We start from the raw sequence: 20085 nt of genomic DNA, 5'->3' as shown, positions 1-20085 counted from the left end.
GTGGCTTGTCGCGCGGTTCCCCGCACCCCCTGGGTGTCTCTAGCCACCGATCGCTGACATGGGCCTGGTCGGCTGCACGAACGTCGGGTCGTCCAGGCCCGCTCCCGCCTTCTTGCCCCACATCGCCAGGCGCCAGATGCGGGCGATCTCCTCGTCCGGGGCGCCGGAGCGCAGCGCGGCGCGCAGGTCCGTCTCCTCCTGGGCGAACAGGCAGGTGCGGACCTGTCCGTCGGCCGTGAGGCGGGTGCGGTCGCACGCCGAGCAGAAGGGGCGCGTGACGGAGGCGATGACGCCGACCACATGCGGGCCGCCGTCGACGAGCCAGCGCTCCGCCGGGGCCGAGCCCCGCTTCTCCTCGCCCTCGGCGGTCAGCTCGAAGCGGGTGCGCAGGGAGGCCAGGATGTCGCCGGCAGTGATCATGCCGTCGCGCTTCCAGCCGTGCTGGGCGTCGAGCGGCATCTGCTCGATGAAGCGCAGTTCGTAGTCGTGCTCCACGGCCCAGGCGAGGAGGTCCGGGGCCTCGTCGTCGTTCAGGCCCGGCATCAGGACCGAGTTGACCTTGACCGGGGTCAGGCCCGCGTCACGGGCGGCGTAGAGGCCCTCGATGACGTCCTTGTGGCGGTCGCGGCGGGTGAGGGTCTTGAAAACGTCCGGGCGGAGCGTGTCGAGGGAGACGTTGACCCGGTCCAGGCCCGCCTCCTTCAGGGCGGTGGCCGTGCGCTTGAGGCCGATGCCGTTGGTCGTCAGTGACATCTGGGGGCGCGATTCCAGGGCCGCGACGCGCTCGACTATGCCGACCAGGCCGGGGCGCAGCAGGGGCTCGCCGCCGGTGAAGCGGACCTCCTCGATCCCGAGGGAGGTGACCGCGATGTCGATCAGGCGGACGATCTCGTCGTCGGTGAGCAGATCCGGCTTGGCCAGCCACTGCAGGCCCTCCTCGGGCATGCAGTACGTACAGCGCAGGTTGCACCTGTCGGTCAGTGAGACCCTCAGGTCGGTGGCCACCCGGCCGTAGGTGTCGATGAGCACGTGGGCCCCCTCCCTCGTCGCGGATCGTGCGTGCGGCGCCGTTTCTCCGACACCAATGAGCCTACGTGACGCCACCGACAACGCCACAGGCCCGATCCCACGAGGCGGGACGCGGCCGGGCCGCAGGGACCTGGAGGTTCCTACGGCCCGGCCGCGCGGGAGTGGTCGTGCTCAGTGGGCTCCGGTGCCGGTCAGGGACCGCACCTCCAGCTCCGCGTACTTCTTGGCGTCGGGCTCCTCCTTGGACAGGACCGTGCCGAGCCAGCCCATGAGGAAGCCGAACGGGATGGAGATGATGCCCGGGTTCTTCAGCGGGAACCAGGCGAAGTCGACCTCGGGGAACATCGCCTTGGGGTCGCCGGAGACGACGGGCGAGAACAGCACCAGGCCGACGGCGACGATCAGGCCGCCGTAGATCGACCACAGCGCGCCCTGGGTGGTGAAGCGCTTCCAGAACAGGCTGTAGAGGATCGTCGGCAGGTTGGCGGAGGCGGCGACAGCGAAGGCGAGGGCGACCAGACCGGCCACGTTCAGGTCGCGGGCGAGGGCGCCGAGGCCGATGGAGACGATGCCGATGGCGACGGTCGCCCAGCGGGCCGCACGGACCTCCTCGGCGCCGGAGGCCTTCCCCTTGCGGATGACGTTGGCGTAGATGTCGTGCGCGAAGGAGGACGACGAGGCCAGGGTGAGGCCGGCGACGACGGCGAGGATCGTCGCGAAGGCCACCGCCGAGATCGTGGCGAGCAGGATCGCGCCCCAGGTCGAGTCGACACCGCCGAGGTGCAGGGCGAGCAGGGGTGCCGCCGTGTTGCCGGACGGGTTGGAGGCGATGATCTCCTCCTGCGAGATGAGCGCGGCGGCGCCGAAGCCGAGCGCGATCGTCATCAGGTAGAAGCCGCCGATGATGCCGATCGCCCAGTTCACGGACTTACGGGCGGCCTTGGCGTCGGGCACCGTGTAGAAGCGGATCAGGATGTGGGGCAGACCGGCGGTGCCGAGCACCAGGGCGATGCCGAGGGAGATGAAGTCCAGCTTGGAGGTGCCGGTCGCGCCGTACTGGAGGCCCGGCTCCAGGAAGGCGGCGCCCTTGCCGCTGTTCTCGGCGGCGGTGCCGAGCAGGTCGGAGATGTTGAAGTTGAACTTCAGCAGCACCAGGAAGGTGATCAGGAGGGTGCCGCCGATGAGCAGCACGGCCTTGACCATCTGGACCCAGGTGGTGCCCTTCATGCCGCCGATGGAGACGTAGACGATCATCAGGAGGCCGACGAGGGCGACGATGAGGATCTTGCCGGCGTCGGAGGTGATGCCGAGCAGGAGTGAGACGAGGACGCCCGCACCGGCCATCTGGGCCAGCAGGTAGAAGATCGACACCACGATCGTGGAGGTACCGGCGGCGGTGCGGACCGGGCGCTGGCGCATGCGGTACGCGAGGACGTCGCCCATGGTGTAGCGGCCGGAGTTCCGCAGCGGCTCGGCCACCAGGAGCAGGGCGACCAGCCAGGCGACCAGGAAGCCGATGGAGTAGAGGAAGCCGTCGTAGCCGAAGATGGCGATCGCGCCCGCGATGCCGAGGAACGACGCGGCGGACATGTAGTCGCCGGAGACGGCGAGGCCGTTCTGGAAGGCGCTGAACTGGCGGCCGCCGGCGTAGAAGTCGGCGGCGTCCTTGGTCTGGCGGCCCGCCCAGACGGTGATGCCGAGGGTCGCGAGGACGAACAGCGCGAACAGGGTGATGATCAGCGGGCGGTGCTCGCTGGCCTCGTTCGCGGCGAGGAAGGTGTGCTGTACGGGGCTCATGCGCCGCTCTCCATCCGGGACTTGATGGCCTCGGCCTTGGGGTCGAGCTTCGCGGCGGCGTGCCGCGAGTACCACCAGGCGATGAGGAACGTGGTGACGAACTGGGCGACGCCGAGGACGAAGGCGACGTTGATGTTGCCGAACAGCTTGGTGCCCATGAAGCCGCCCGCGTAGTTCGAGAGCAGGACGTACAGCAGGTACCAGGTGATGAAGCCGACGGTCAGCGGGAAGGCGAAGGAGCGGTAGGAGCGGCGCAGTTCACCGAACTCCGCGCTCTCGTGCACCTCGGCGAACTCCTCGGGTGAGGGGAGTTTGTGTTGCTCTTTCGAGGGGGGCGGTGCGTCGGTGGCCACGGAGTCTCCTCGCAAGGACGGCAGCGGTTGTGAACGTGGGCGGAGGCGCGTGTCCTCGCGCTCCTTGTTCAACGTCACGGCGGCGCGTGAGAACCGGTTCAAACGCCCGGCGTTGTTTCCCAAGTCGTTTCGAGAAAGCGTTGCTGGCCAGCGAGAGGCCGGGATAGCTTCGCCCTGCAACACGTCATGTACCTGCCCGGGCACCACCTGTGCCTCGGGCCGGTTTTCGTTTCCGGAGGATGTGGAGACCCCATGTCTCACTTGCGTTCCAGACGCCGGCTCGCTCTCGCCGTGCCCGTCGTGCTGTCCCTGACTGCCTCGCTGGGCTTCCTGCCCGCCGCCGCGTCGGCGGCCCCGCAGGCGGAGCCGGCCGTCCGGACGGCGGCGGACGCGCCGAAGCTGGCGTACGTCGTCAACACCAAGGTGGACCGCCACACGATCGCCTCGGTGAAGAAGGCGATCGGGAAGGCCGACGGCTCGGTCGTGGCCACGTACGCGCGAATAGGCGTGATCGTCGTCCACTCCTCGAATCCCGACTTCGCCAAGACGATCCGCAAGGCCCGGGGGGTCCAGTCGGCGGGTGCGACGCGGACGACGCCGCTGACGGCCGCGGGGACGAAGGAGGAGGGCGCGGTCGAGTACCTGACGGCCGCCCAGGCCAAGCGCGCCCAGGCCGCCTCGGCGAAGACGCCCGAGAGCGAGCCCCTCGAGGCCGACCAGTGGGACCTGCGCGCGATCGGCGCCGACAAGGCCGCGCGGATCAACCCGGGCAGCCGCAAGGTGACCGTCGCCGTGATCGACACCGGTGTGGACGACACCCACCCCGACATCGCCCCGAACTTCTCCGCGTCCCAGTCGGCCAACTGCGCCGGCGGCAAGCCCGACACCAGTGAGGGCGCCTGGCGGCCGTACACCGCCGATGACTACCACGGCACGCATGTCGCGGGCGAGATAGCCGCCGCCCGCAACGGCGTGGGCGTGGCGGGCGTCGCTCCCGGTGTGAAGGTGTCCAGCATCAACGTGACCGACCGGGCGAACGGCCTCTTCTACCCGGAGAGCGTCGTGTGCGCGTTCGTGTTCGCCGCCGACCACGGCGTCGAGATCACGAACAACAGCTACTACGTCGACCCGTGGCTGTACAACTGCATGGACGACCCGGACCAGCGGGCCATCGTCGACGCGGTCAACCGGGCCCAGCTGTACGCCCAGAAGAAGGGCACGCTGAACGTCGCCGCGGCGGGCAACTCCAACCACGACCTGGACGCGGACGCGATCGTCGACGACTCCAGCCCGGACGACTCCACCCCGGTCGAGCGCACCATCGACCCGCACGAGTGCTTCGACGTGCCGAACCAGCTGCCGGGTGTCGTCACGGTGAGCTCGACGGGCGTCAACAATGTCAAGTCGTACTTCTCCACGTACGGCAAGGGCGTCGTCGACGTCGCGGCGCCGGGCGGTGACGGGCGCTACCAGATCCCGGACACGCCCTCGAAGAACGGCCGCATCCTGTCCACCCTGCCGAACGGCACGTGGGGCTTCCTGCAGGGCACCTCGATGGCCTCGCCGCACGCCTCCGGCGTCGCCGCGCTGCTGAAGTCCAAGTACCCCTGGGCGTCTCCGGCCCAGCTGCAGGCACTGCTGAAGGCGCAGGCCGACAAGACCGCCTGCCCCGCCTCCTACGACCAGGACGGCGACGGCACGCAGGACGCGGTCTGCAAGGGCGGCAAGCGCGTCAACGGCTTCTACGGGCACGGCATCGTCAACGCGCTGCGCGCGGTCAAGTGACCCGTCCCGCCACCGAGGCCTTCGCAAGATCAGCTCGTATCGTGAACGAACTGGAGACACCATGACTGCGCCGTACGCGCGCTACCGACGCGCCGTCGCGATCCCGGCCGGGATGGCCGTGGCCACGGCCCTGGCGTTCCTGCCGAACACCGTGGCCACGGCCGCCGAGGACGCCCCGGCCCCCACAGCGGCCGAGGCGACCTCGCTCAGCTACGTCGTCAACGTCAAGCCGGGGCGCGGCACTTCGGCGCATGTGAAGAAGGCCGTCGCCAAGGCGGGCGGCACGATCGTGACGTCGTACGACCAGATCGGCGTCATCGTCGTCCACTCCTCGAACGCCGACTTCGCCAAGACGATCCGCACAGTGCGCGGCGTGCAGTCGGCGGGGGCCACCCGCACCGCGCCGCTGCCCTCGGCGTCGACGGGCGACCTGGGCGCGCCGAAGGTGCTGAGCGCGGCCGAGGTCGCCGCGGCCGATGCCCCGGCCGGGCAGGACCCGCTGCAGCCCCAGCAGTGGGACCTGCCCGCCATCAAGGCGGACAAGGCCCACGCGAAGACGCTGGGCAGCAAGAAGGTCACGGTCGCCGTCATCGACACCGGCGTGGACGACACCCACCCCGACATCGCGCCCAACTTCGACCGCAAGGCGTCGGCCAACTGTGTGTCCGGCAAGCCGGACACGACCGACGGGGCGTGGCGGCCGGGTGCCGCGGAGAGCCCGCACGGCACCCACGTCGCCGGTGAGATCGCCGCCGCCAAGAACGGCGTCGGCATGACCGGTGTCGCGCCCGGGGTGAAGGTCTCCGGCATCAAGGTGTCCAACCCGGACGGCTTCTTCTACACGGAGGCCGTGGTCTGCGGCTTCGTGTGGGCGGCCGAGCACGGGGTCGACGTGACGAACAACAGCTATTACACGGACCCCTGGTACTTCAACTGCAAGAACGACCCGGACCAGAGGGCGCTGGTGGACGCCGTCACCCGGGCTTCGCGGTACGCGGAGAAGAAGGGCGCGGTCAACGTCGCCGCGGGCGGCAACGAGAACTACGACCTCGCCTCCGACGAGATCACCGACCCGTCGTCCCCGAACGACAGCACGCCGGGCGACCGGGTCGTCGACCCCTCGAAGTGCCTCGACATCCCGACCCAGCTGCCGGGTGTCGTCACGGTCGCCTCGACGGGCGCGAAGGGCATCAAGTCGTCCTTCTCCAACTACGGTCTGGGCACCATCGACATAGCCGCCCCGGGCGGTGACTCGACCGCCTACCAGAAGCCGGAGGCGCCGGCCACGAGCGGCCTCATCCTGGGCACGCTGCCAGGTGGCAAGTGGGGCTACATGGCCGGTACGTCGATGGCGTCCCCGCACGTCGCGGGCGTCGCCGCGCTCATCAAGTCGACGCACCCGTACGCCTCTCCGGCCCTGGTGAAGGCGCTGCTGTACGCGCAGGCCGACGCCAAGGCGTGCACGGACCCGTACGACATCGACGCCGACGGCAAGATCGACGCGGTGTGCGAGGGCTCGAAGAACCGCAACGGTTTCTACGGCTGGGGCATGGCGGACGCGCTGGACGCTGTGACCAAGTAGAGCTCGTGGGAAGGTGATCCGGGCCGGGCGGGGGCACCCGTCCGGCCCGCTGCGCGTCCGCGGCAGGATTCGTTGTCATGAGGCCAGGCCCCGGACGCGGTCGAGAACCCAGCCCATGGTGGTGCGTGTCCTGGCCGGAGCTGCGTCACATGGTGGTGCGGGTCCTGGCCGGAGCTGCGTCACATGGTGGTGTGTGTCCTGGCCGGAGCTGCGTCACATGGTGGTGTGTGTCCTGGCCGGAGCTGCGTCACATGGTGGTGCGTGTCCTGGCCGGAGCTGCGTCACGAGGGCGACGCCGCGTACCACACGGCACGGGTGGACAAGGCCGTGGCGAAGTGGACGGAGCGGGCCCCGGCACCGGTCGTGCCGAAGAAGCCGAGGCCGGCCGTGGAGTGTGCGATGCCCCTGCGAACGTACCGGGGGGACGGCGGCCGGTGCGTCGCCGAGGTCGCCCTGGCGCGGGGGTGGGAGCTGCGGCCGACGGTCGGGCACAAGGAGGTGCGGCTACGGTGGTCGGCCGCACCGGAGGTTACTTGAGGCCCTGTGCCGACTTGCCCGGCCGTGTGAAGGTTGGTGAAGATCCTGGGGTGACCCTGACACAACCCCAGCCCGGGCCGGCCGATCGGGACGGGCCCGTGCGGCGCACCGGTGCGGGCCGGGCCGTCGCCGTCCTGGTGCTGGTGGCACTGGCCGCGCTGATCCCGCTGCTCGGCCCGTCCGCCGCGCTGCACGGCACCGGGGAGGCCGAGGCGCCCGGCGCCGGCGGCATCGCCCTGCTCCGCACGGTGCTCTTCGCGGCGCTGTGCATACCCGTCGGCGAACTGTTCGTGAACCGCCTGGCGCGATCGCTGCCCGGCACGGAGGCCGCTCCCCCGGTTCTGCCCCGCAGCCGGTCCCCGCTCGCGGCCGGCGCCGGTTTCCTGGCCGCCCTCGGGCTCGCCGCGGTCGTGGCCACCGGCAATCTCGTGCCGGGCGATGGAGCGGACATCGACGTCGGGGGGCTTTACGCCTCCCGGGACGGCAAGCTCGCTCTGCTGGAGGTCAACGCGTTCCTGGTGGCGGGGCTGTGCGCCGTGTCGCGCCGGCCGGTCACGCAGGTCTGGCCGCTGGCCGCCGTGGTCGCCGCCGAGGCGCTGCGCGCACACCCCACGACCGAGCACACTCCGCTGACCGGCGCCGGGCTGACGTTCGTTCATCTGACCTGCGCGGCACTGTGGGCGGGCGGCCTGCTGCATGCGCTGCGCGTCCTGCGGCTGTGGCACGGCCGGCCCGACGCGGCGGCGGGAGCGGCCCTGCTGGGTCTCTACGCGCGCGTGGCGGTCGTCCTGCTCGCCGCCATCACCGCCACGGGTGTGTGCAGTTCACTGCGCCGGATGCCACCGGAGACGATCCTGGAACAGCTGACCGGGACCGCGTACGGGCGCGCGCTGCTCGCCAAGGTGCTGCTCGTGGCGATCGTCGCCGCCCTCGCGGTGTGGGCCCGGCGACGGCTGCGCCGGGCGGACGACCCGCTGACCGCGTGTGCACCGGCCCGGGCGGAGGTCGTCGCCCTGGGCCTGGCGGTCGCTGTGTCCGGGGTCCTGACGGCGCTTCCGGTGCCCATCCGCTGGTGACGCCGGTGCGTCTGGGGCCTCGGGGATATCGGTACATCGGTTGACGCCAAGCCGGTGGCCCATCGCGTGCAGCGCAGGCGGCAGTCCCGGCGACGAGGTTCGGCGGAAGACAAACCCGGTCGTCTTGTTCGCCGTACCGATGTTCCCCAGGGCCCGTCTCAGACGGCGCGCATCTCGCCGTAGGTGGCGGCCGGTGCCCTGCGTGCGTCGAGCGCCCCGATCGTGCCGACCGTCAGCAGGGTCTGCGCGGCGACGTACGTGAGCATGATCCAGAAGTCCGGCGCGGGCAACTGCGGCCATTCGGCCACACCGGTCGCGATGAGCGTGTCGGACAGCAGGAACAGCGCCCCGCCGAGCCCTGCGAAGAGACCGAGCCGGATGCCGGAACGGTATGCCATGGCGGTGAGCAGCAGGCTGTAGCCGGCGACGGGCACGCGCAGGGCCGCGGGCAGGTCCGGCCAGAGCAGCGCGACGGTCGTCACGAGGGCGGCGGCGTAGCCGAGGGCCAGGACGCCCGCACGCGCGCGTGGCACCGCGTTCCGGCTGCCGTACGTCGTGAAGAGCACGAGGTAGCAGACGTGGCCCGCCGCGAAGGAGGCCATGCCCGCGAGGAAGGCCGGCTCGGCGTCCGACAGCAGCAGGACGTCACCGCCCCAGCCGAACAGCAGGGCGGCCAGAAGCGGCCGGGGTGCCTTGCGCAGGGCCGCCCACAGGGCCAGGAGCGGCATCAGCAGGGGCTTGGCGACGGTGTGCCCGGCGTCGGCACCGGTCGCGAGGCAGACGAGGTCGACGGCGACGGCGAGGCCGAAAGCGGTCAGGAGGAGACGCGAGGGGGTCACGCCGGCGTGCTCTTCCCGGCCGGAGCCGTCCCGGCACCGGGGGCGGTCCCGGCACCGGAGGCGGCCTCGGCGACCGGCACGGCCTCGGCGAGGGACAGGGTCTCGGGGTCCGGGGTGCCCTCGGACACCAGCCCGCTCTCGGCGACCGGCGCGCTCTCAGGGACCGGCGCGCTCTCAAGGGCCGGCGTGGTCGCGGCGGCCGGAGACGGAGCCGGTGCGGCGGCCGGTGACGGAGCCGGTGCCGCCGGTCCCGGCCCCCAGCCCGGTCCGCGGAACACGCGTCCCGCGCGCTCGCGCCAACTGCGAGCCGTTCGCAGGTCCTTGGCGATGGCCACGTACTCGTGCGTGGCCACTTTGAACAGGTTGTACGTGGTGATGTTCTTGGTCAGCCCGTACCGGGGCCGCTCCGTCTCCGCGACGAACGACCCGAACAACCGGTCCCAGACGATGAGGATGCCGCCGAAGTTACGGTCCAGATAGCCGCCCTGGGAGGCGTGGTGGACGCGGTGGTGGGAGGGGGTGTTGAAGACGAACTCGAACCAGCGGGGCATCTTGTCGATGCGTTCGGTGTGGATCCAGAACTGGTAGACGAGGTTCGCCGAGGAGCAGAACGCGAGCGCGGCGGGGTGCACGCCGGCGACGATGAGGGGGACGTAGAACGGCCACACGGTCAGGGACGTCCACGGCTGGCGCAGCGCAGTGGTGAGGTTGAACTTCCGGCTGGAGTGGTGGACGACGTGGCAGGCCCACAGGATGCGGATGACGTGGTGGCCGCGGTGGGACCAGTAGTAGAAGAAGTCCTGCCCGAGCAGCATCAGCGGGACGGTCCACCAGAGCACGGGCACGCGCAGCGGCGTGAGTTCATAGAGGGCCGTGTAGATCGCCAGAATCGGGATCTTCCATACGAAGTCGAAGGCGAGACTGCCGAGCCCCATGCCCACGCTCGTCGCGGCGTCCTTCACCTCGTAGCCCTCCGCGTCCTCGTCGGGATGGAGGCGGTAACTCACCATTTCGACCACGGTGAGCAGCACAAAGGCGGGGACGGACCACAGCACGACATCGGGCAGGTTCGGCATGCAAGCACCGTAGGACCGGAGTCCCGCGCCGACCAGACGTTGTTACCCACAAGTATTACCGACGGTACGCGCTTGCTTCTTGGCGATCTCCGCCAATCCGGTACGGGGCGAATTCAGACGTGGGAGGGCGAGACGTACGTCTGATCGACTGAGGACCGATCAGACGTACACCCCTCGAACGGACAGACCGGACAACACGCCTGAGGGGGTGTCGGAGGAGTCCGGCCGGCACACCTGACGGACGGCGGTGTCAGTCGCGGCCCGTATCCTCAGTGACCATGCTGGAAGACCTGACGACCGCAGTGTTCTCGGCCACGCCGTGGCCGGCCGCGTATCCCAAGGGGTACGCGGTCGTTGACGTGGAGACCACGGGCCTGGCCCGGGACGACCGCATCATCTCCGCTGCGGTCTACCGGCTGGACGAGCGCGGTGAGGTCGAGGACCACTGGTACACGACGGTCAACCCCGAGCGTGACCCGGGCCCCGTGTGGATCCACGGACTGACGAGCGAGGCGCTCGAAGGGGCGCCCCTCTTCCCGGACATCGCCGAGGAGTTCACTGCCCGGCTGGCGGGACGTGTGCTCGTCGCGCACAACGCCGTCTTCGACTGGCAGATGATCGCCCGGGAGTACGCGCGTGCCGAGCGCGAGGCGCCGGTGCGGCAGCGGCTGTGCACCATCGCGCTCTCCAAGGAGCTCGGGCTGCCGTTGCCCAACCACAAGCTGGAGTCCCTCGCGGCGCACTTCGGCGTCGTCCAGCAGCGGGCGCACCACGCCCTGGACGACGCGCGCGTGCTGGCGGAGGCGTTCCGGCCGAGCCTGCGGGCCGCGGCGGCGAACAACGTACGGCTGCCGCTGCACGAGTGCCGGCCGCTGACCGAGTGGACGGACCGCCCCGCCGCACCCCGCATCGGACAGCAGGCGGGCCCGGGCGGATACGGCGGCTACCGGCCGAGCAGTTGGCGCCCGGCCCGCAAGCGCCCCGCCTGCCCCTACCCCAACCCCGGCCGCTACGAGCCGGGCGGGCGGCTCAAGCAGGGCATGCGCGTCGCCTTCTCGGGTGACACCTCCACCGAGCGGGACCTGCTGGAGGACCGCGCGACCGAGGCCGGGCTGCATGTGGCCACGAGCCTGTCCCGCCTGACCAGCCTGCTCGTCACGAACGACCCGGACTCGGGCACCTCCAAGGTCGTCAAGGCCCGCCAGTTCGGCACGCCGGTCGTCGACGAGGCGGCTTTCGGGCAACTCCTCGCGGATGTGGAGCCGGCGTCGGAAGGGTGAGCCGCGTCCAGGCGTGACGCATGCCCCAGGGGGACGCCCGCCGCAGGGTGACACACGCCCCAGGGTGACGCACGTCGCAGGGTGACCGTACGGACGGGTGATTGCCGGGCGACTCGCCCGGCGCCCGCTCGCTCGCACGGGGACGACGGCTCACCCTGTGGCGCATGGCGACCTGTGAGGTATGTGGCAATCAGTACGGAATGACCTTCGAAGTGCACGCGCAGGGCGCGGTGCACGTCTTCGACTGCTTCTCCTGCGCGATCCACCGCATGGCCCCCATCTGCGAGCACTGCCGGGTGCAGATCATCGGCCAGGGTGTCGAGGTCGAGGGCCACTGGTACTGCGGCGCCCACTGCGCCCGCGCGGAGGGAAAGGCAGGAATTGTCGACAAGGTCTGACCCTGTACCCGACTGAATGCACCCCACGACCGAGTTGTACGGTCGTGGGGTGTACCGCTTCCTGATGTCCCGGCAGTGGGTGATCCTCACGTTGATCGCCCTGCTCCTCATCCCCACGATGATCAGGCTGGGCATCTGGCAGATGCATCGCTACGAGGAGCGCACCGCCCGGAACCAGCTGGTCACCGATGCGCTGTCGGCCGATCCGGTGCCCGTGGAGAAGCTGACCGCGCCCGGGCACACCGTGACCAGCGCCGAGCGGTACCGCACAGTGACGGCGAAGGGCCGTTTCGACACGGACGACGAGGTCGTCGTCCGGCGCCGCACCAACTCGGACGACGAGGTCGGCTACCACGTGCTGACCCCGTTCGTCCTGGACGACGGCAAGGTACTGCTGGTCAACCGGGGCTGGATCCCCTCCGACGGCCCGAGCCAGACGACGTTCCCGAAGGTGCCCGCGCCGCCGAGCGGCGAGGTCACCGTCGAGGGGCGGCTGATGCCCGACGAGACGACCGCGGCGAGCGGAATCAAGAACCTCCAAGGCCTGCCGGACCGGCAGATCATGCTGATCAACAGCGAACAGCAGGCCCGGCGGCTGGACGCCCGGGTGCTCGGCGGCTACATCGCCCAGACCGCCCCCGAGCCCAAGGGTGACGTCCCCGAACTGCTGGGCGACCCCGGGAAGGAGGACGCGGCGCTGAACTACGCGTACGCCGTCCAGTGGTGGCTGTTCTCCGCGGCTGTCCCGGTCGGCTGGGTGGTCCTGGCCCGCCGCGAAGCCCGCGAGCGGGCCCAGAAGGCGGCCAAGGAATCCGACACGACGCAGACCGAGCCGGCAGCGGTGTAGACGTCGCCGACGGATCGGCCCGGGGCGGGCGGAACTCCGCCCGGCCGGCCAGGATGCGTCACTCCCGGGGCCCCCGCCCCGCCGGCCAGGACACGTCACTCCCGCGGCCCCCGCCCCGCCGGCCGGGACACGTCACTCCCGCGGCCCCGCCCTGATTGCCGCGCCGACTTGCCGGGAACCCGCACTGGGTGCCCAGCATCGAGGACTACGCGCTCATCGGCGACGAACAGACCGCGGCCCTGGTCGGTACGGACGGATCCGTCGACTGGTTGTGCCTGCCCCGCTTCGACTCGGCCGCCTGCTTCGCCCGACTGCTCGGCGACGAGGACAACGGTTTCTGGCGCATCGCGCCCGTGGGGGCGGACCGCTGCACCCGGCGCGCCTACCGCCGCGACACCCTCGTCCTGGACACCGAGTGGGAGACCGAGCAGGGGGCGGTCCGGGTCACCGACCTGATGCCTCAACGCGACCGCTCCCCCGACCTGGTCCGTGTCGTCGAGGGCCTCGACGGCGAGGTGACGTTGCACAGCGCCCTCAAGCTGCGCTTCGACTACGGCTCGATCGTCCCCTGGGTGCGCAAGGCCGACGGCCACCGCGTCGCGGTGGCCGGCCCTGACTCGACCTGGCTGCGCAGTGAGCCGGAGGTGACCAGCTGGGGCGAGGACTTCGGCACGCACGCCGAGTTCACCGTCAAGAAGGGGGAAAAGGTCGCCTTCGTCCTGACCTGGCACCCCTCCCACGAACCGCGCCCGCCCCTCGTCGACCCGTTCGACGCCCTGCGCCACAGCGTGGAGGACTGGCGGGCCTGGGTGTCGCGCTGCCGCTACGACGGCCCGTACCGGGACGCCGTCGTCCGCTCCCTGATCACCCTCAAGGCGCTCACCTACGCCCCCACGGGCGGCATCGTCGCCGCCCCCACCACCTCGCTGCCCGAGGAACCGGGCGGGGTGCGCAACTGGGACTACCGCTACTGCTGGCTGCGCGACTCCACCCTCACCCTGAACGCGTTGCTCGCCGCGGGCTACCAGGAGGAGGCGGAGGCCTGGCGGAACTGGCTGCTGCGCGCGGTCGCGGGCGACCCGGCGGACCTGCAGATCATGTACGGCGTGGCGGGCGAGCGCCGGCTGCCGGAGTTCGAACTGCCATGGCTCTCCGGTTTCGTCGGGTCCGCCCCCGTACGCATCGGCAACGACGCCGTGAAACAGCTCCAGCTGGACGTCTACGGCGAGGTCATGGACTCCCTGTCGTTCGCCCGCGAGTCGGGCCTGTCCGCCCAGCCGGACGTGTGGGCGCTGCAGACGGCCCTGCTGGACTTCCTGCGCACCCACTGGCAGCGGCCGGACGAGGGGCTGTGGGAGGTGCGCGGCGGCCGGCGCCAGTTCGTGCACTCGAAGGTGATGGTGTGGGTGGCCGCCGACCGGGGCGTACGCACCCTGGAGCGCCATCCCGAGCTGGACGGCGACCTGGACGGCTGGCGCGCGCTGCGCGACGAGGTGCACGAGGAGGTGTGCGAGAAGGGCTACGACGCGGAACGCAACACCTTCACGCAGTCCTACGGCTCACGCGAACTGGACGCCGCGCTGCTGCTCATCCCGCGCGTCGGATTCCTGCCCCCGGACGATCCGCGGGTGATCGGCACGATCGACGCCGTCCGCGAGGAGCTGGCCCACGGCGGCTTCCTGCGCCGCTACAGCACGGACGACGCGGTCGACGGACTGCCGGGCGGCGAGGGCACCTTCCTGGTGTGCTCGTTCTGGCTCGCGGACGCCCTGTACATGACGGGTCGCACGAAGGAGGCCCGCGAGCTGTTCGAGCGGCTGGCGGGACTCGCCAACGACGTCGGGCTGCTGTCCGAGGAGTTCGACCCGGTGACGGGCCGGCACCTCGGCAACTTCCCGCAGGCGTTCAGCCACATCGGGCTGGTGAACACCGCCCTCGCCCTGTTCGGTGAGGACGGGGCAGGATAGGAACCATGGATCTTGGACTGAAGGACCGGGTGTACGTCGTCACCGGGGCCACACGGGGCCTCGGCAACGCCACCGCGCGTGAGCTCGTCGCGGACGGGGCGAAGGTGGTCGTCTCGGGGCGGGACGAGAAGACCGTCGCCGAAGCGGCGGCCGAGCTGGGACCGAACGCGGTCGGGGTCGCCGTCGACAACGCCGACCCGGAGGCGGCGGCCCGGCTGATCGCGGCCGCGCGGGAGCACTGGGGCCGTTTCAACGGCGTGCTCGTCAGCGTGGGCGGCCCGCCGGCCGGGTTCGTCGCGGACAACACGGACGAGCAGTGGCAGACGGCGTTCGAGTCGGTGTTCCTCGGTGCGGTACGGCTGGCCCGCGCCGCGGCCGCCGAGATGGAGGCCGGGGGTGTCATCGGGTTCGTGCTGTCCGGGTCCGTGTACGAGCCGATCCCGGGGCTGACCATCTCGAACGGGCTGCGGCCGGGACTCGCGGGATTCGCCAAGTCGCTCTCCGACGAGCTGGGGCCACGGGGCATCCGGGTGGTCGGTGTCCTGCCCGGGCGCATCGACACCGACCGGGTACGTCAGCTGGACGCGCTGTCGGCGGATCCCGAGGCGACCCGGGCCGCGTCGGAGTCGCGGATTCCGCTGCGCCGGTACGGGACTCCGGAGGAGTTCGGGCGGGTGGCGGCGTTCCTGATGTCGCCGGCGGCTTCCTATCTGACCGGGGTCATGGTGCCGGTCGACGGCGGGGCGCGGCACGGGTTCTGAGGGGCCGTGACCCGCTCGCGCGTCCTCAACTCACCCGTTCCGCGCCGTGCTTGACGCCCTTCAGCCGCACCTCTGCCGGGAGTGAGGCGAGACCCGCCGACGTCTTGGCGTGGGTGAGGGCGCCGGTGGTGAAGTCGTTCAGGGCCGTTCCCGGGTCCACGTGCGGTGCCAGTTCGAGGCGCACGTGGGCCTTGGGGGTGTTGCGGCGGCCCTTCAGACGGGCGCGCGCTCCGTCCACGCCGTCGATGTGGGCCGTCTCCTGGGTGAGGACGTTCTCCAGGGCCCGGCCGCGCAGGAGCGCGCCCTCGCCGTCGCCGGTGTCGACGAGGACCTCGGCCAGGCGCCGCCTGCGCAGCACCGCGACGAGCCACCACAGGGCGAGCAGCAGCAGGACCGCGAGGACGGCGATGACGACCGGCCACCACCAGCCGTCGTCGCGCCAGCGGGTGCGCTCGGCGTAGCTCAGCAGCACGTCGTGCTCGCTGTCGTGGATCCACCACGAGGGCGCCGGGGCGCCGAGGCCGACGGCCAGGACGGAGCCGCCGAGCACCAGCAGGACCAGGCCCACCAGGCCGAGGAACACGCGGTTGACGGTCCTGAGCACCACTCTCACCCCTTCCGGCCGGGCCGCCGGACGCGCACCGACAGCGAGGGCGACTTGGACAGCCCCAGCCCGTGGACCGCGTCGGCGAGCACGGCATCCAGATCGGTTCGTACGTCGTCCGGTTCCCGGAAGTGCGACACGGCACGGACGTCCGCCCGCCGCCGGCGCACCCTCACGCGTGCCGACTGCACGCCGGACACCTCCATGGCCCGGTCCCGCAGCGCGGTGGCGGCGGCGTCCCGGTGCAGTCCGGCGCGTACCTCGGCGTGTGTGCGCCGCATCGGGAGCACGTCCCGCAGGCCGGGTGTGGCGGCCAGGATCAGCAGCCAGAGGCCGAGGACGGCGGCGACCCCGGCGCCGACGAGCACCCACGTGTCGTCGAGGGGCCGTTCGGCGAGCTGCCGGGCCAGTTCCCGCCGCCAGTACGTGCCGGGCCGGTCGGCGCGCACCGAGACGATGTCGTAGAGGAACAGCCCGATGAGGCCCAGGAGCAGCAGGGCGACGATGCCGGCGGGGACGCGGCGCACCGACCAGAAGCGGCTCTCGTGGCCGCCCTCGCCCTCGGACGCGGGTGGCGGTTCGCCGGCCGCCGACCCCTCGGACCGGTCGGTTCCGTCGCCGTTCTCCGTCTCCTGAGTCTCCTGCTGGTCGAGGACGGGCAGGCGCTGCGTGGTGCCCTCGGGGGGTCGTTCCTCGTCCCGGGGTTCGCTCATCGCGTCCTCCCCTGTCCCGCTCCGGGTGCCGCGGTCAGGTGCAGTTGTTCCACCTGGACGACGACCTCCGGCACCCGCATCCCCACCAAGGAGTTGACCCGCTCGACGACTTGGTGGCGCACGGTGCGGCAGCGGGCGCCGATGTCGCAGGGGTAGTCCAGTTCGACGTGGACCCGGACGTGGGCGACCTCGTGGTGGACCGCCACGGACGCGGACGGCCGGCCGACGCCGGGCGGCAGCGCGCCGACGGCCTCGCGGGCCGCCTGCGAGGCGACCTTCGCGACGACCCGGTCGGCGATCCGGGTCGCGCCGCGCTCACCCGGCGGGACGACGGTCGCAGATCTGTCGAGCTCACCGGTCCCCGTACTCACGGGCGTCACCGTCGCCGTTCACGTTCGCGAGGGCGGAAGAAGTCGCCGAACTCCAGGTCTCCGTCCAGGAACCGGCCGACGACGAGGCCGACAGCGCCCAGTGCCGCCACCAGCAGGAAAGCGCCGAATCCGCCGAAATATCCGGCGAAGGCCAGCGCCATGCCGGCGATCATGCCGACCACTGCCATGCTCATGCGCTCCTCAGCTCCTCAGCCGCTGTGTCGTGGTGTGTTGGCCCGTGCCTCACTGGATTCGGCGCTCCGGTTCCTCTTCCTCTTCGTCCGGCAGCTTCACGTCGCTCACCGCGATGTTGACCTCGACGACCTCCAGGCCGGTCATCCGCTCCACGGCGGTGATGACGTTCTCCCGTACGTCGCGGGCCACATCGGCGATCGACACGCCGTACTCGACCACGATCTCCAGGTCGAGGGCCGCCTGGACTTCGCCGACCTCGGCCTTCACGCCGCGCGCCACCGACTTGGTGCCACCGGGCACACGGTCGCGCACTGCTCCGAACGTGCGGGACAGGCCGCTGCCCATGGCGTGCACGCCGTCGACGTCGCGCGCGGCGAGTCCGGCGATCTTCTCCACCACGCCGTCCGCGATGGTCGTCCGGCCTCGTGAGCCCGGGTCCCCTCCCGCACGCTTGGCCAGCGGGCTCCTGCGCGCTGCCGACGTCTCGGACTCCCCGCCCCGGTTCTCGGTCATGTCAGTCATCGCCGTACGTCCTTTTCGGTCGTCGTCCTTGAACCACCGTAAGCACGGTTGCGTGAGTGCGCGCTCCTGATACGGCAGGCTGGAGGAATGACGGCCGACCGATGGACGCAGGCAGTGAGATATCAGCTGGGAATCGGCAGGCTGCTGCCGCTGGGTGACGCGCGGGACGGCGCGTGGATCGCGGAGCGCGCAGCCGAGGCGGTGCTGCGGAGCGCGGCGTGGGATGCGCCGGGTGTGCGCCTCGACGCGCTCCGTATCGCGGTCGCCGACGCGGAGGACACCGTGGAGCCCGCCGTGCCGGCTCCGCCGAGTGCTCTGCCGCCCGGGCCGCTGCGGGTGACGGCGGAGTTCGCCGCCACGGCCTCGCAGCCCCTGCCGGCGACGGCGTCCCTGCTGCGGGCGACGCTGGCGACGGCAGCGGACCAACGGCTCGGCCTGCTGGTGACGGAGGTGGATCTGCGAGTGACGGGGCTTCTGGACGACGAGGAGCCCGCGCATCCCGGGGCCGACGCCACGGGTCTTCCCGAACCCCCGGCTGCCGCACGGGTCGAGGGCGGCGACGAGGCCCGGGTGGCCGACGCCGCGCTCGGAGTCCCGGGCGTACTCCGTCTGACGGGCACGCTGGGCCACCCGGTGCACATCGATGAACTCCCCGGCGCGGACGCCGCGCTGCCCCACCGCCATGTCCGGCTGGAGCTGGCGGTGGGCTCGGACCAGCGGGCCCGGGACGTGGCCCGCGAGGTCCGGACGGCGGTCAGGCGGACGCTGTCGGATCACCCGACGGTGGCGGTCGTGGTGAGCGCGATCGGCTGACTGCGCTTCCGGCCCCGACCCGGCGGCGCGCGCCGCGCGGCCCGAGGGCGGCGGCCGGGCCTCGCCCGGCGAGGCTCCCGCCCCGGGCGCGGCTCAGTCCTCGATGCCCGCGAGGTCCCGCAGCCTGCGGGCCTGGGACTGGCGCTCGGCCGCGCGCTGCTCCTCGTACGTGCGGTCCTGGGCGCCGCGCAGCAGGGCCTTGGTCTCGATGACCGCGTCGCGGGGCGCGGCGAGCACGGCCGAGGCGAGGTCGCGGACCGTGTCGTCCAACTGGCCGGCGGGCACGGCGAGGTTGGCCAGGCCGGTGTGCACGGCCTCCTCGGCCGTGACGAAGCGCCCGGTCACGCAGATCTCCAGCGCGCGGGCGTATCCGACGAGTCCCACCAACGGGTGCGTGCCCGTCAGGTCGGGCACGAGTCCGAGGCTGGTCTCACGCATGGCGAACTGCACGTCGTCGGCGACGACGCGCAGGTCGCAGGCGAGGGCGAGCTGGAAGCCCGCCCCGATGGCGTGCCCCTGGACAGCCGCGACGGAGACGATGTCGCTGCGCCGCCACCAGGTGAACGCCTCCTGGTATTCGGCGATGGTCGCGTCCAACTCGGCGTCGGCGCCGCGCGCGAGGTCGATGAACGACGGTTCGCCGTCGAAGCCCTCGGGCGTGAACGCCTGTCGGTCGAGTCCGGCCGAGAAGGACTTGCCCTCGGCCCGCAGCACCACGACGCGGACGGAGCCCGGCAGCTGCCGCCCGGCCTCGGTCAGCGCCCGCCACAGAGCGGGGCTCTGCGCGTTGCGCTTGTCCGGGTTGGTCAGCGTCACCGTGGCGATCGCGTCGTCGACGGTGAGCCGTACGCCGTCCTTGTCGAGTACGGGAACGAGGTCCTTGTCGGGCGAAGCCATGGGACGCCTCCGATGTGTGCGGTCTTACGAGGCCGCACGACGGCTGCGCCGTCGTGGCGGGCCACGCTCAAGTGACTGCACAGTAACCACCCGGCCGATCAGTCGACCGACCGGGTGGCCACCATCGGAGCCGAGGGGCCACCCGGGGTCAGGCCGTGGCCTTTTTGCCCCGGGTCGCCCCGCCACGCCCTCGCAGCGTGACGCCCGACTCACTGAGCATGCGGTGCACAAAGCCATACGAGCGGCCGGTCTCCTCGGCCAACGCCCGGATGCTCGCACCGGCGTCGTACTTCTTCTTCAGGTCTGCCGCGAGCTTGTCGCGCGCGGCGCCGGTCACCCGGCTGCCCTTCTTCAGAGTCTCGGCCACCCGTGCCTCCTCATGGGAAGTGCGCTCTGGTCTCCTCATGATCACCCCTCCGGGCCTTCCTGGCCACCCATTCGGCAAGGTCCGTGAGACAAGGTTGTGACGACGGGAGCACATCCCCACATGCGGAATGTGAGATTCCGAAGCGTGGTGTCCATACGGCCGAACGGATTGTTCCGGAAAATGCCAGGTCAGAAAGGCGGCGCGGCCGAGCCCGGAAGAATCGGGGACTCGGCCGCGAAATCGATGTAGGACACACCTCGGTACGAGGAGATCTCA

Annotated in this window: 22 protein-coding genes; 10 read left to right on the top strand and 12 right to left on the bottom strand. The window is 71.3% G+C overall.

Translation table 11 applies throughout. The annotated features are described in order from the left end of the window. Positions 1–39 precede the first annotated feature (39 nt). The 3 genes from moaA to ACZ7EG_RS24970 form a co-directional block, all read right to left on the bottom strand. Positions 40–1029: a GTP 3',8-cyclase MoaA gene (gene moaA, locus ACZ7EG_RS24980; protein WP_471082934.1), complete on the bottom strand. Its 990-nt coding sequence runs from the start codon at positions 1027–1029 to the stop codon at positions 40–42. A gap of 171 nt (positions 1030–1200) precedes the next feature. Then, on the bottom strand, positions 1201–2826 hold the full coding sequence (locus ACZ7EG_RS24975; RefSeq protein WP_471082931.1) for a solute symporter family protein: 1626 nt from the start codon (positions 2824–2826) through the stop codon (positions 1201–1203). Further along, positions 2823–3179, bottom strand: coding sequence for a DUF485 domain-containing protein (locus ACZ7EG_RS24970; protein WP_471082927.1), 357 nt, complete (start codon positions 3177–3179; stop codon positions 2823–2825). The genes ACZ7EG_RS24975 and ACZ7EG_RS24970 overlap by 4 nt, the downstream gene beginning before the upstream one ends. A gap of 252 nt (positions 3180–3431) precedes the next feature. Between ACZ7EG_RS24970 and ACZ7EG_RS24965 the strand changes: the two genes are divergently transcribed. From ACZ7EG_RS24965 to ACZ7EG_RS24950, 4 genes are all read left to right on the top strand, one after another. Further along, a complete protein-coding gene (locus ACZ7EG_RS24965; protein ID WP_471082924.1) occupies positions 3432–4964 on the top strand; it encodes a S8 family peptidase in 1533 nt (510 codons plus the stop codon). 61 nt (positions 4965–5025) lie between these two features. Further along, complete coding sequence (locus tag ACZ7EG_RS24960; RefSeq protein ID WP_471082921.1) at positions 5026–6546, top strand: S8 family peptidase; 1521 nt, start codon at positions 5026–5028, stop codon at positions 6544–6546. 261 nt (positions 6547–6807) lie between these two features. Then, the gene (locus ACZ7EG_RS24955; RefSeq protein ID WP_471082918.1) at positions 6808–7083 is read left to right on the top strand and encodes a hypothetical protein; all 276 of its coding nucleotides are present in this window, start codon (positions 6808–6810) and stop codon (positions 7081–7083) included. Between the two features lie 50 nt (positions 7084–7133). Beyond that, complete coding sequence (locus tag ACZ7EG_RS24950; protein ID WP_471082915.1) at positions 7134–8159, top strand: CopD family protein; 1026 nt, start codon at positions 7134–7136, stop codon at positions 8157–8159. Between the two features lie 158 nt (positions 8160–8317). Here the strand turns inward: ACZ7EG_RS24950 and ACZ7EG_RS24945 are convergent, their stop codons facing one another. Beyond that, a complete protein-coding gene (locus ACZ7EG_RS24945) occupies positions 8318–8998 on the bottom strand; it encodes a lysoplasmalogenase (RefSeq protein ID WP_471082912.1) in 681 nt (226 codons plus the stop codon). Further along, positions 8995–10074 (bottom strand): sterol desaturase family protein, encoded by a 1080-nt coding sequence (locus tag ACZ7EG_RS24940; protein ID WP_471082909.1) that lies wholly within the window; start codon positions 10072–10074, stop codon positions 8995–8997. Before ACZ7EG_RS24940 ends, ACZ7EG_RS24945 begins: the two co-directional genes overlap by 4 nt. 278 nt (positions 10075–10352) lie before the next feature. On the opposite strand from ACZ7EG_RS24940, the gene ACZ7EG_RS24935 reads away from it, so the two are divergent. From ACZ7EG_RS24935 to ACZ7EG_RS24915, 5 genes are all read left to right on the top strand, one after another. Continuing rightward, positions 10353–11354, top strand: a complete 1002-nt coding sequence (locus tag ACZ7EG_RS24935; RefSeq protein ID WP_471082906.1) for a DEDDh family exonuclease — start codon at positions 10353–10355, stop codon at positions 11352–11354. Positions 11355–11518: 164 nt separating this feature from the next. Further along, on the top strand, positions 11519–11752 hold the full coding sequence (locus ACZ7EG_RS24930) for a hypothetical protein (protein WP_078615365.1): 234 nt from the start codon (positions 11519–11521) through the stop codon (positions 11750–11752). Between the two features lie 49 nt (positions 11753–11801). Further along, positions 11802–12599, top strand: coding sequence for an SURF1 family cytochrome oxidase biogenesis protein (locus ACZ7EG_RS24925; RefSeq protein WP_471082903.1), 798 nt, complete (start codon positions 11802–11804; stop codon positions 12597–12599). 188 nt (positions 12600–12787) lie between these two features. Then, positions 12788–14566 (top strand): glycoside hydrolase family 15 protein, encoded by a 1779-nt coding sequence (locus ACZ7EG_RS24920; RefSeq protein WP_471082900.1) that lies wholly within the window; start codon positions 12788–12790, stop codon positions 14564–14566. 5 nt (positions 14567–14571) lie between these two features. Continuing rightward, entirely contained in the window at positions 14572–15327 is a 756-nt protein-coding gene (locus tag ACZ7EG_RS24915) for an SDR family oxidoreductase (protein ID WP_471082897.1), read from the top strand. 25 nt (positions 15328–15352) lie between these two features. On the opposite strand, the gene amaP is transcribed toward ACZ7EG_RS24915, so the two are convergent. The 5 genes from amaP to ACZ7EG_RS24890 are packed head-to-tail and all read right to left on the bottom strand — an operon-like array spanning position 15353 to position 17732. Continuing rightward, positions 15353–15940, bottom strand: coding sequence for an alkaline shock response membrane anchor protein AmaP (gene amaP, locus ACZ7EG_RS24910; protein ID WP_471082894.1), 588 nt, complete (start codon positions 15938–15940; stop codon positions 15353–15355). Further along, the gene (locus ACZ7EG_RS24905; RefSeq protein WP_471082891.1) at positions 15937–16644 is read right to left on the bottom strand and encodes a DUF6286 domain-containing protein; all 708 of its coding nucleotides are present in this window, start codon (positions 16642–16644) and stop codon (positions 15937–15939) included. The genes amaP and ACZ7EG_RS24905 overlap by 4 nt, the downstream gene beginning before the upstream one ends. Further along, positions 16641–17024, bottom strand: a complete 384-nt coding sequence (locus ACZ7EG_RS24900; RefSeq protein ID WP_471082888.1) for an Asp23/Gls24 family envelope stress response protein — start codon at positions 17022–17024, stop codon at positions 16641–16643. The genes ACZ7EG_RS24905 and ACZ7EG_RS24900 overlap by 4 nt, the downstream gene beginning before the upstream one ends. Then, a complete protein-coding gene (locus tag ACZ7EG_RS24895; protein WP_471082885.1) occupies positions 17021–17209 on the bottom strand; it encodes a hypothetical protein in 189 nt (62 codons plus the stop codon). The genes ACZ7EG_RS24900 and ACZ7EG_RS24895 overlap by 4 nt, the downstream gene beginning before the upstream one ends. A gap of 49 nt (positions 17210–17258) precedes the next feature. Then, on the bottom strand, positions 17259–17732 hold the full coding sequence (locus ACZ7EG_RS24890) for an Asp23/Gls24 family envelope stress response protein (RefSeq protein ID WP_471082882.1): 474 nt from the start codon (positions 17730–17732) through the stop codon (positions 17259–17261). An 87-nt stretch (positions 17733–17819) separates the two neighbouring features. Here ACZ7EG_RS24890 and ACZ7EG_RS24885 point away from each other — a divergent pair, with 87 nt between their 5' ends. Further along, positions 17820–18545: a nucleopolyhedrovirus P10 family protein gene (locus tag ACZ7EG_RS24885; protein ID WP_471082879.1), complete on the top strand. Its 726-nt coding sequence runs from the start codon at positions 17820–17822 to the stop codon at positions 18543–18545. 93 nt (positions 18546–18638) lie between these two features. Here ACZ7EG_RS24885 and ACZ7EG_RS24880 read toward each other — a convergent pair whose 3' ends face one another. Both ACZ7EG_RS24880 and ACZ7EG_RS24875 read right to left on the bottom strand, forming a co-directional pair. Beyond that, positions 18639–19442 (bottom strand): enoyl-CoA hydratase/isomerase family protein, encoded by an 804-nt coding sequence (locus ACZ7EG_RS24880; protein ID WP_471082875.1) that lies wholly within the window; start codon positions 19440–19442, stop codon positions 18639–18641. Between the two features lie 148 nt (positions 19443–19590). Next, positions 19591–19809, bottom strand: a complete 219-nt coding sequence (locus ACZ7EG_RS24875) for a helix-turn-helix domain-containing protein (RefSeq protein WP_010037790.1) — start codon at positions 19807–19809, stop codon at positions 19591–19593. Between the last annotated feature and the right edge of the window lie 276 nt (positions 19810–20085).

This window comes from Streptomyces sp. NPDC037100 (assembly GCF_055606225.1).
This window is presented reverse-complemented; position numbering and strand designations above follow the sequence as displayed.

Excerpts from the sequence above, each read along its gene's own strand:
- ACZ7EG_RS24940 (WP_471082909.1), bottom strand. The coding sequence starts at position 10,074 with ATGCCGAACCTGCCCGATGTCGTGCTGTGGTCCGTCCCCGCCTTTGTG.
- ACZ7EG_RS24880 (WP_471082875.1), bottom strand. The coding sequence starts at position 19,442 with ATGGCTTCGCCCGACAAGGACCTCGTTCCCGTACTCGACAAGGACGGC.
- ACZ7EG_RS24935 (WP_471082906.1), top strand. The coding sequence starts at position 10,353 with ATGCTGGAAGACCTGACGACCGCAGTGTTCTCGGCCACGCCGTGGCCG.
- ACZ7EG_RS24890 (WP_471082882.1), bottom strand. The coding sequence starts at position 17,732 with ATGACTGACATGACCGAGAACCGGGGCGGGGAGTCCGAGACGTCGGCA.
- ACZ7EG_RS24960 (WP_471082921.1), top strand. The coding sequence starts at position 5,026 with ATGACTGCGCCGTACGCGCGCTACCGACGCGCCGTCGCGATCCCGGCC.
- ACZ7EG_RS24895 (WP_471082885.1), bottom strand. The coding sequence starts at position 17,209 with ATGAGCATGGCAGTGGTCGGCATGATCGCCGGCATGGCGCTGGCCTTC.
- ACZ7EG_RS24885 (WP_471082879.1), top strand. The coding sequence starts at position 17,820 with ATGACGGCCGACCGATGGACGCAGGCAGTGAGATATCAGCTGGGAATC.
- ACZ7EG_RS24965 (WP_471082924.1), top strand. The coding sequence starts at position 3,432 with ATGTCTCACTTGCGTTCCAGACGCCGGCTCGCTCTCGCCGTGCCCGTC.
- ACZ7EG_RS24975 (WP_471082931.1), bottom strand. The coding sequence starts at position 2,826 with ATGAGCCCCGTACAGCACACCTTCCTCGCCGCGAACGAGGCCAGCGAG.
- ACZ7EG_RS24905 (WP_471082891.1), bottom strand. The coding sequence starts at position 16,644 with ATGAGCGAACCCCGGGACGAGGAACGACCCCCCGAGGGCACCACGCAG.
- ACZ7EG_RS24930 (WP_078615365.1), top strand. The coding sequence starts at position 11,519 with ATGGCGACCTGTGAGGTATGTGGCAATCAGTACGGAATGACCTTCGAA.
- ACZ7EG_RS24915 (WP_471082897.1), top strand. The coding sequence starts at position 14,572 with ATGGATCTTGGACTGAAGGACCGGGTGTACGTCGTCACCGGGGCCACA.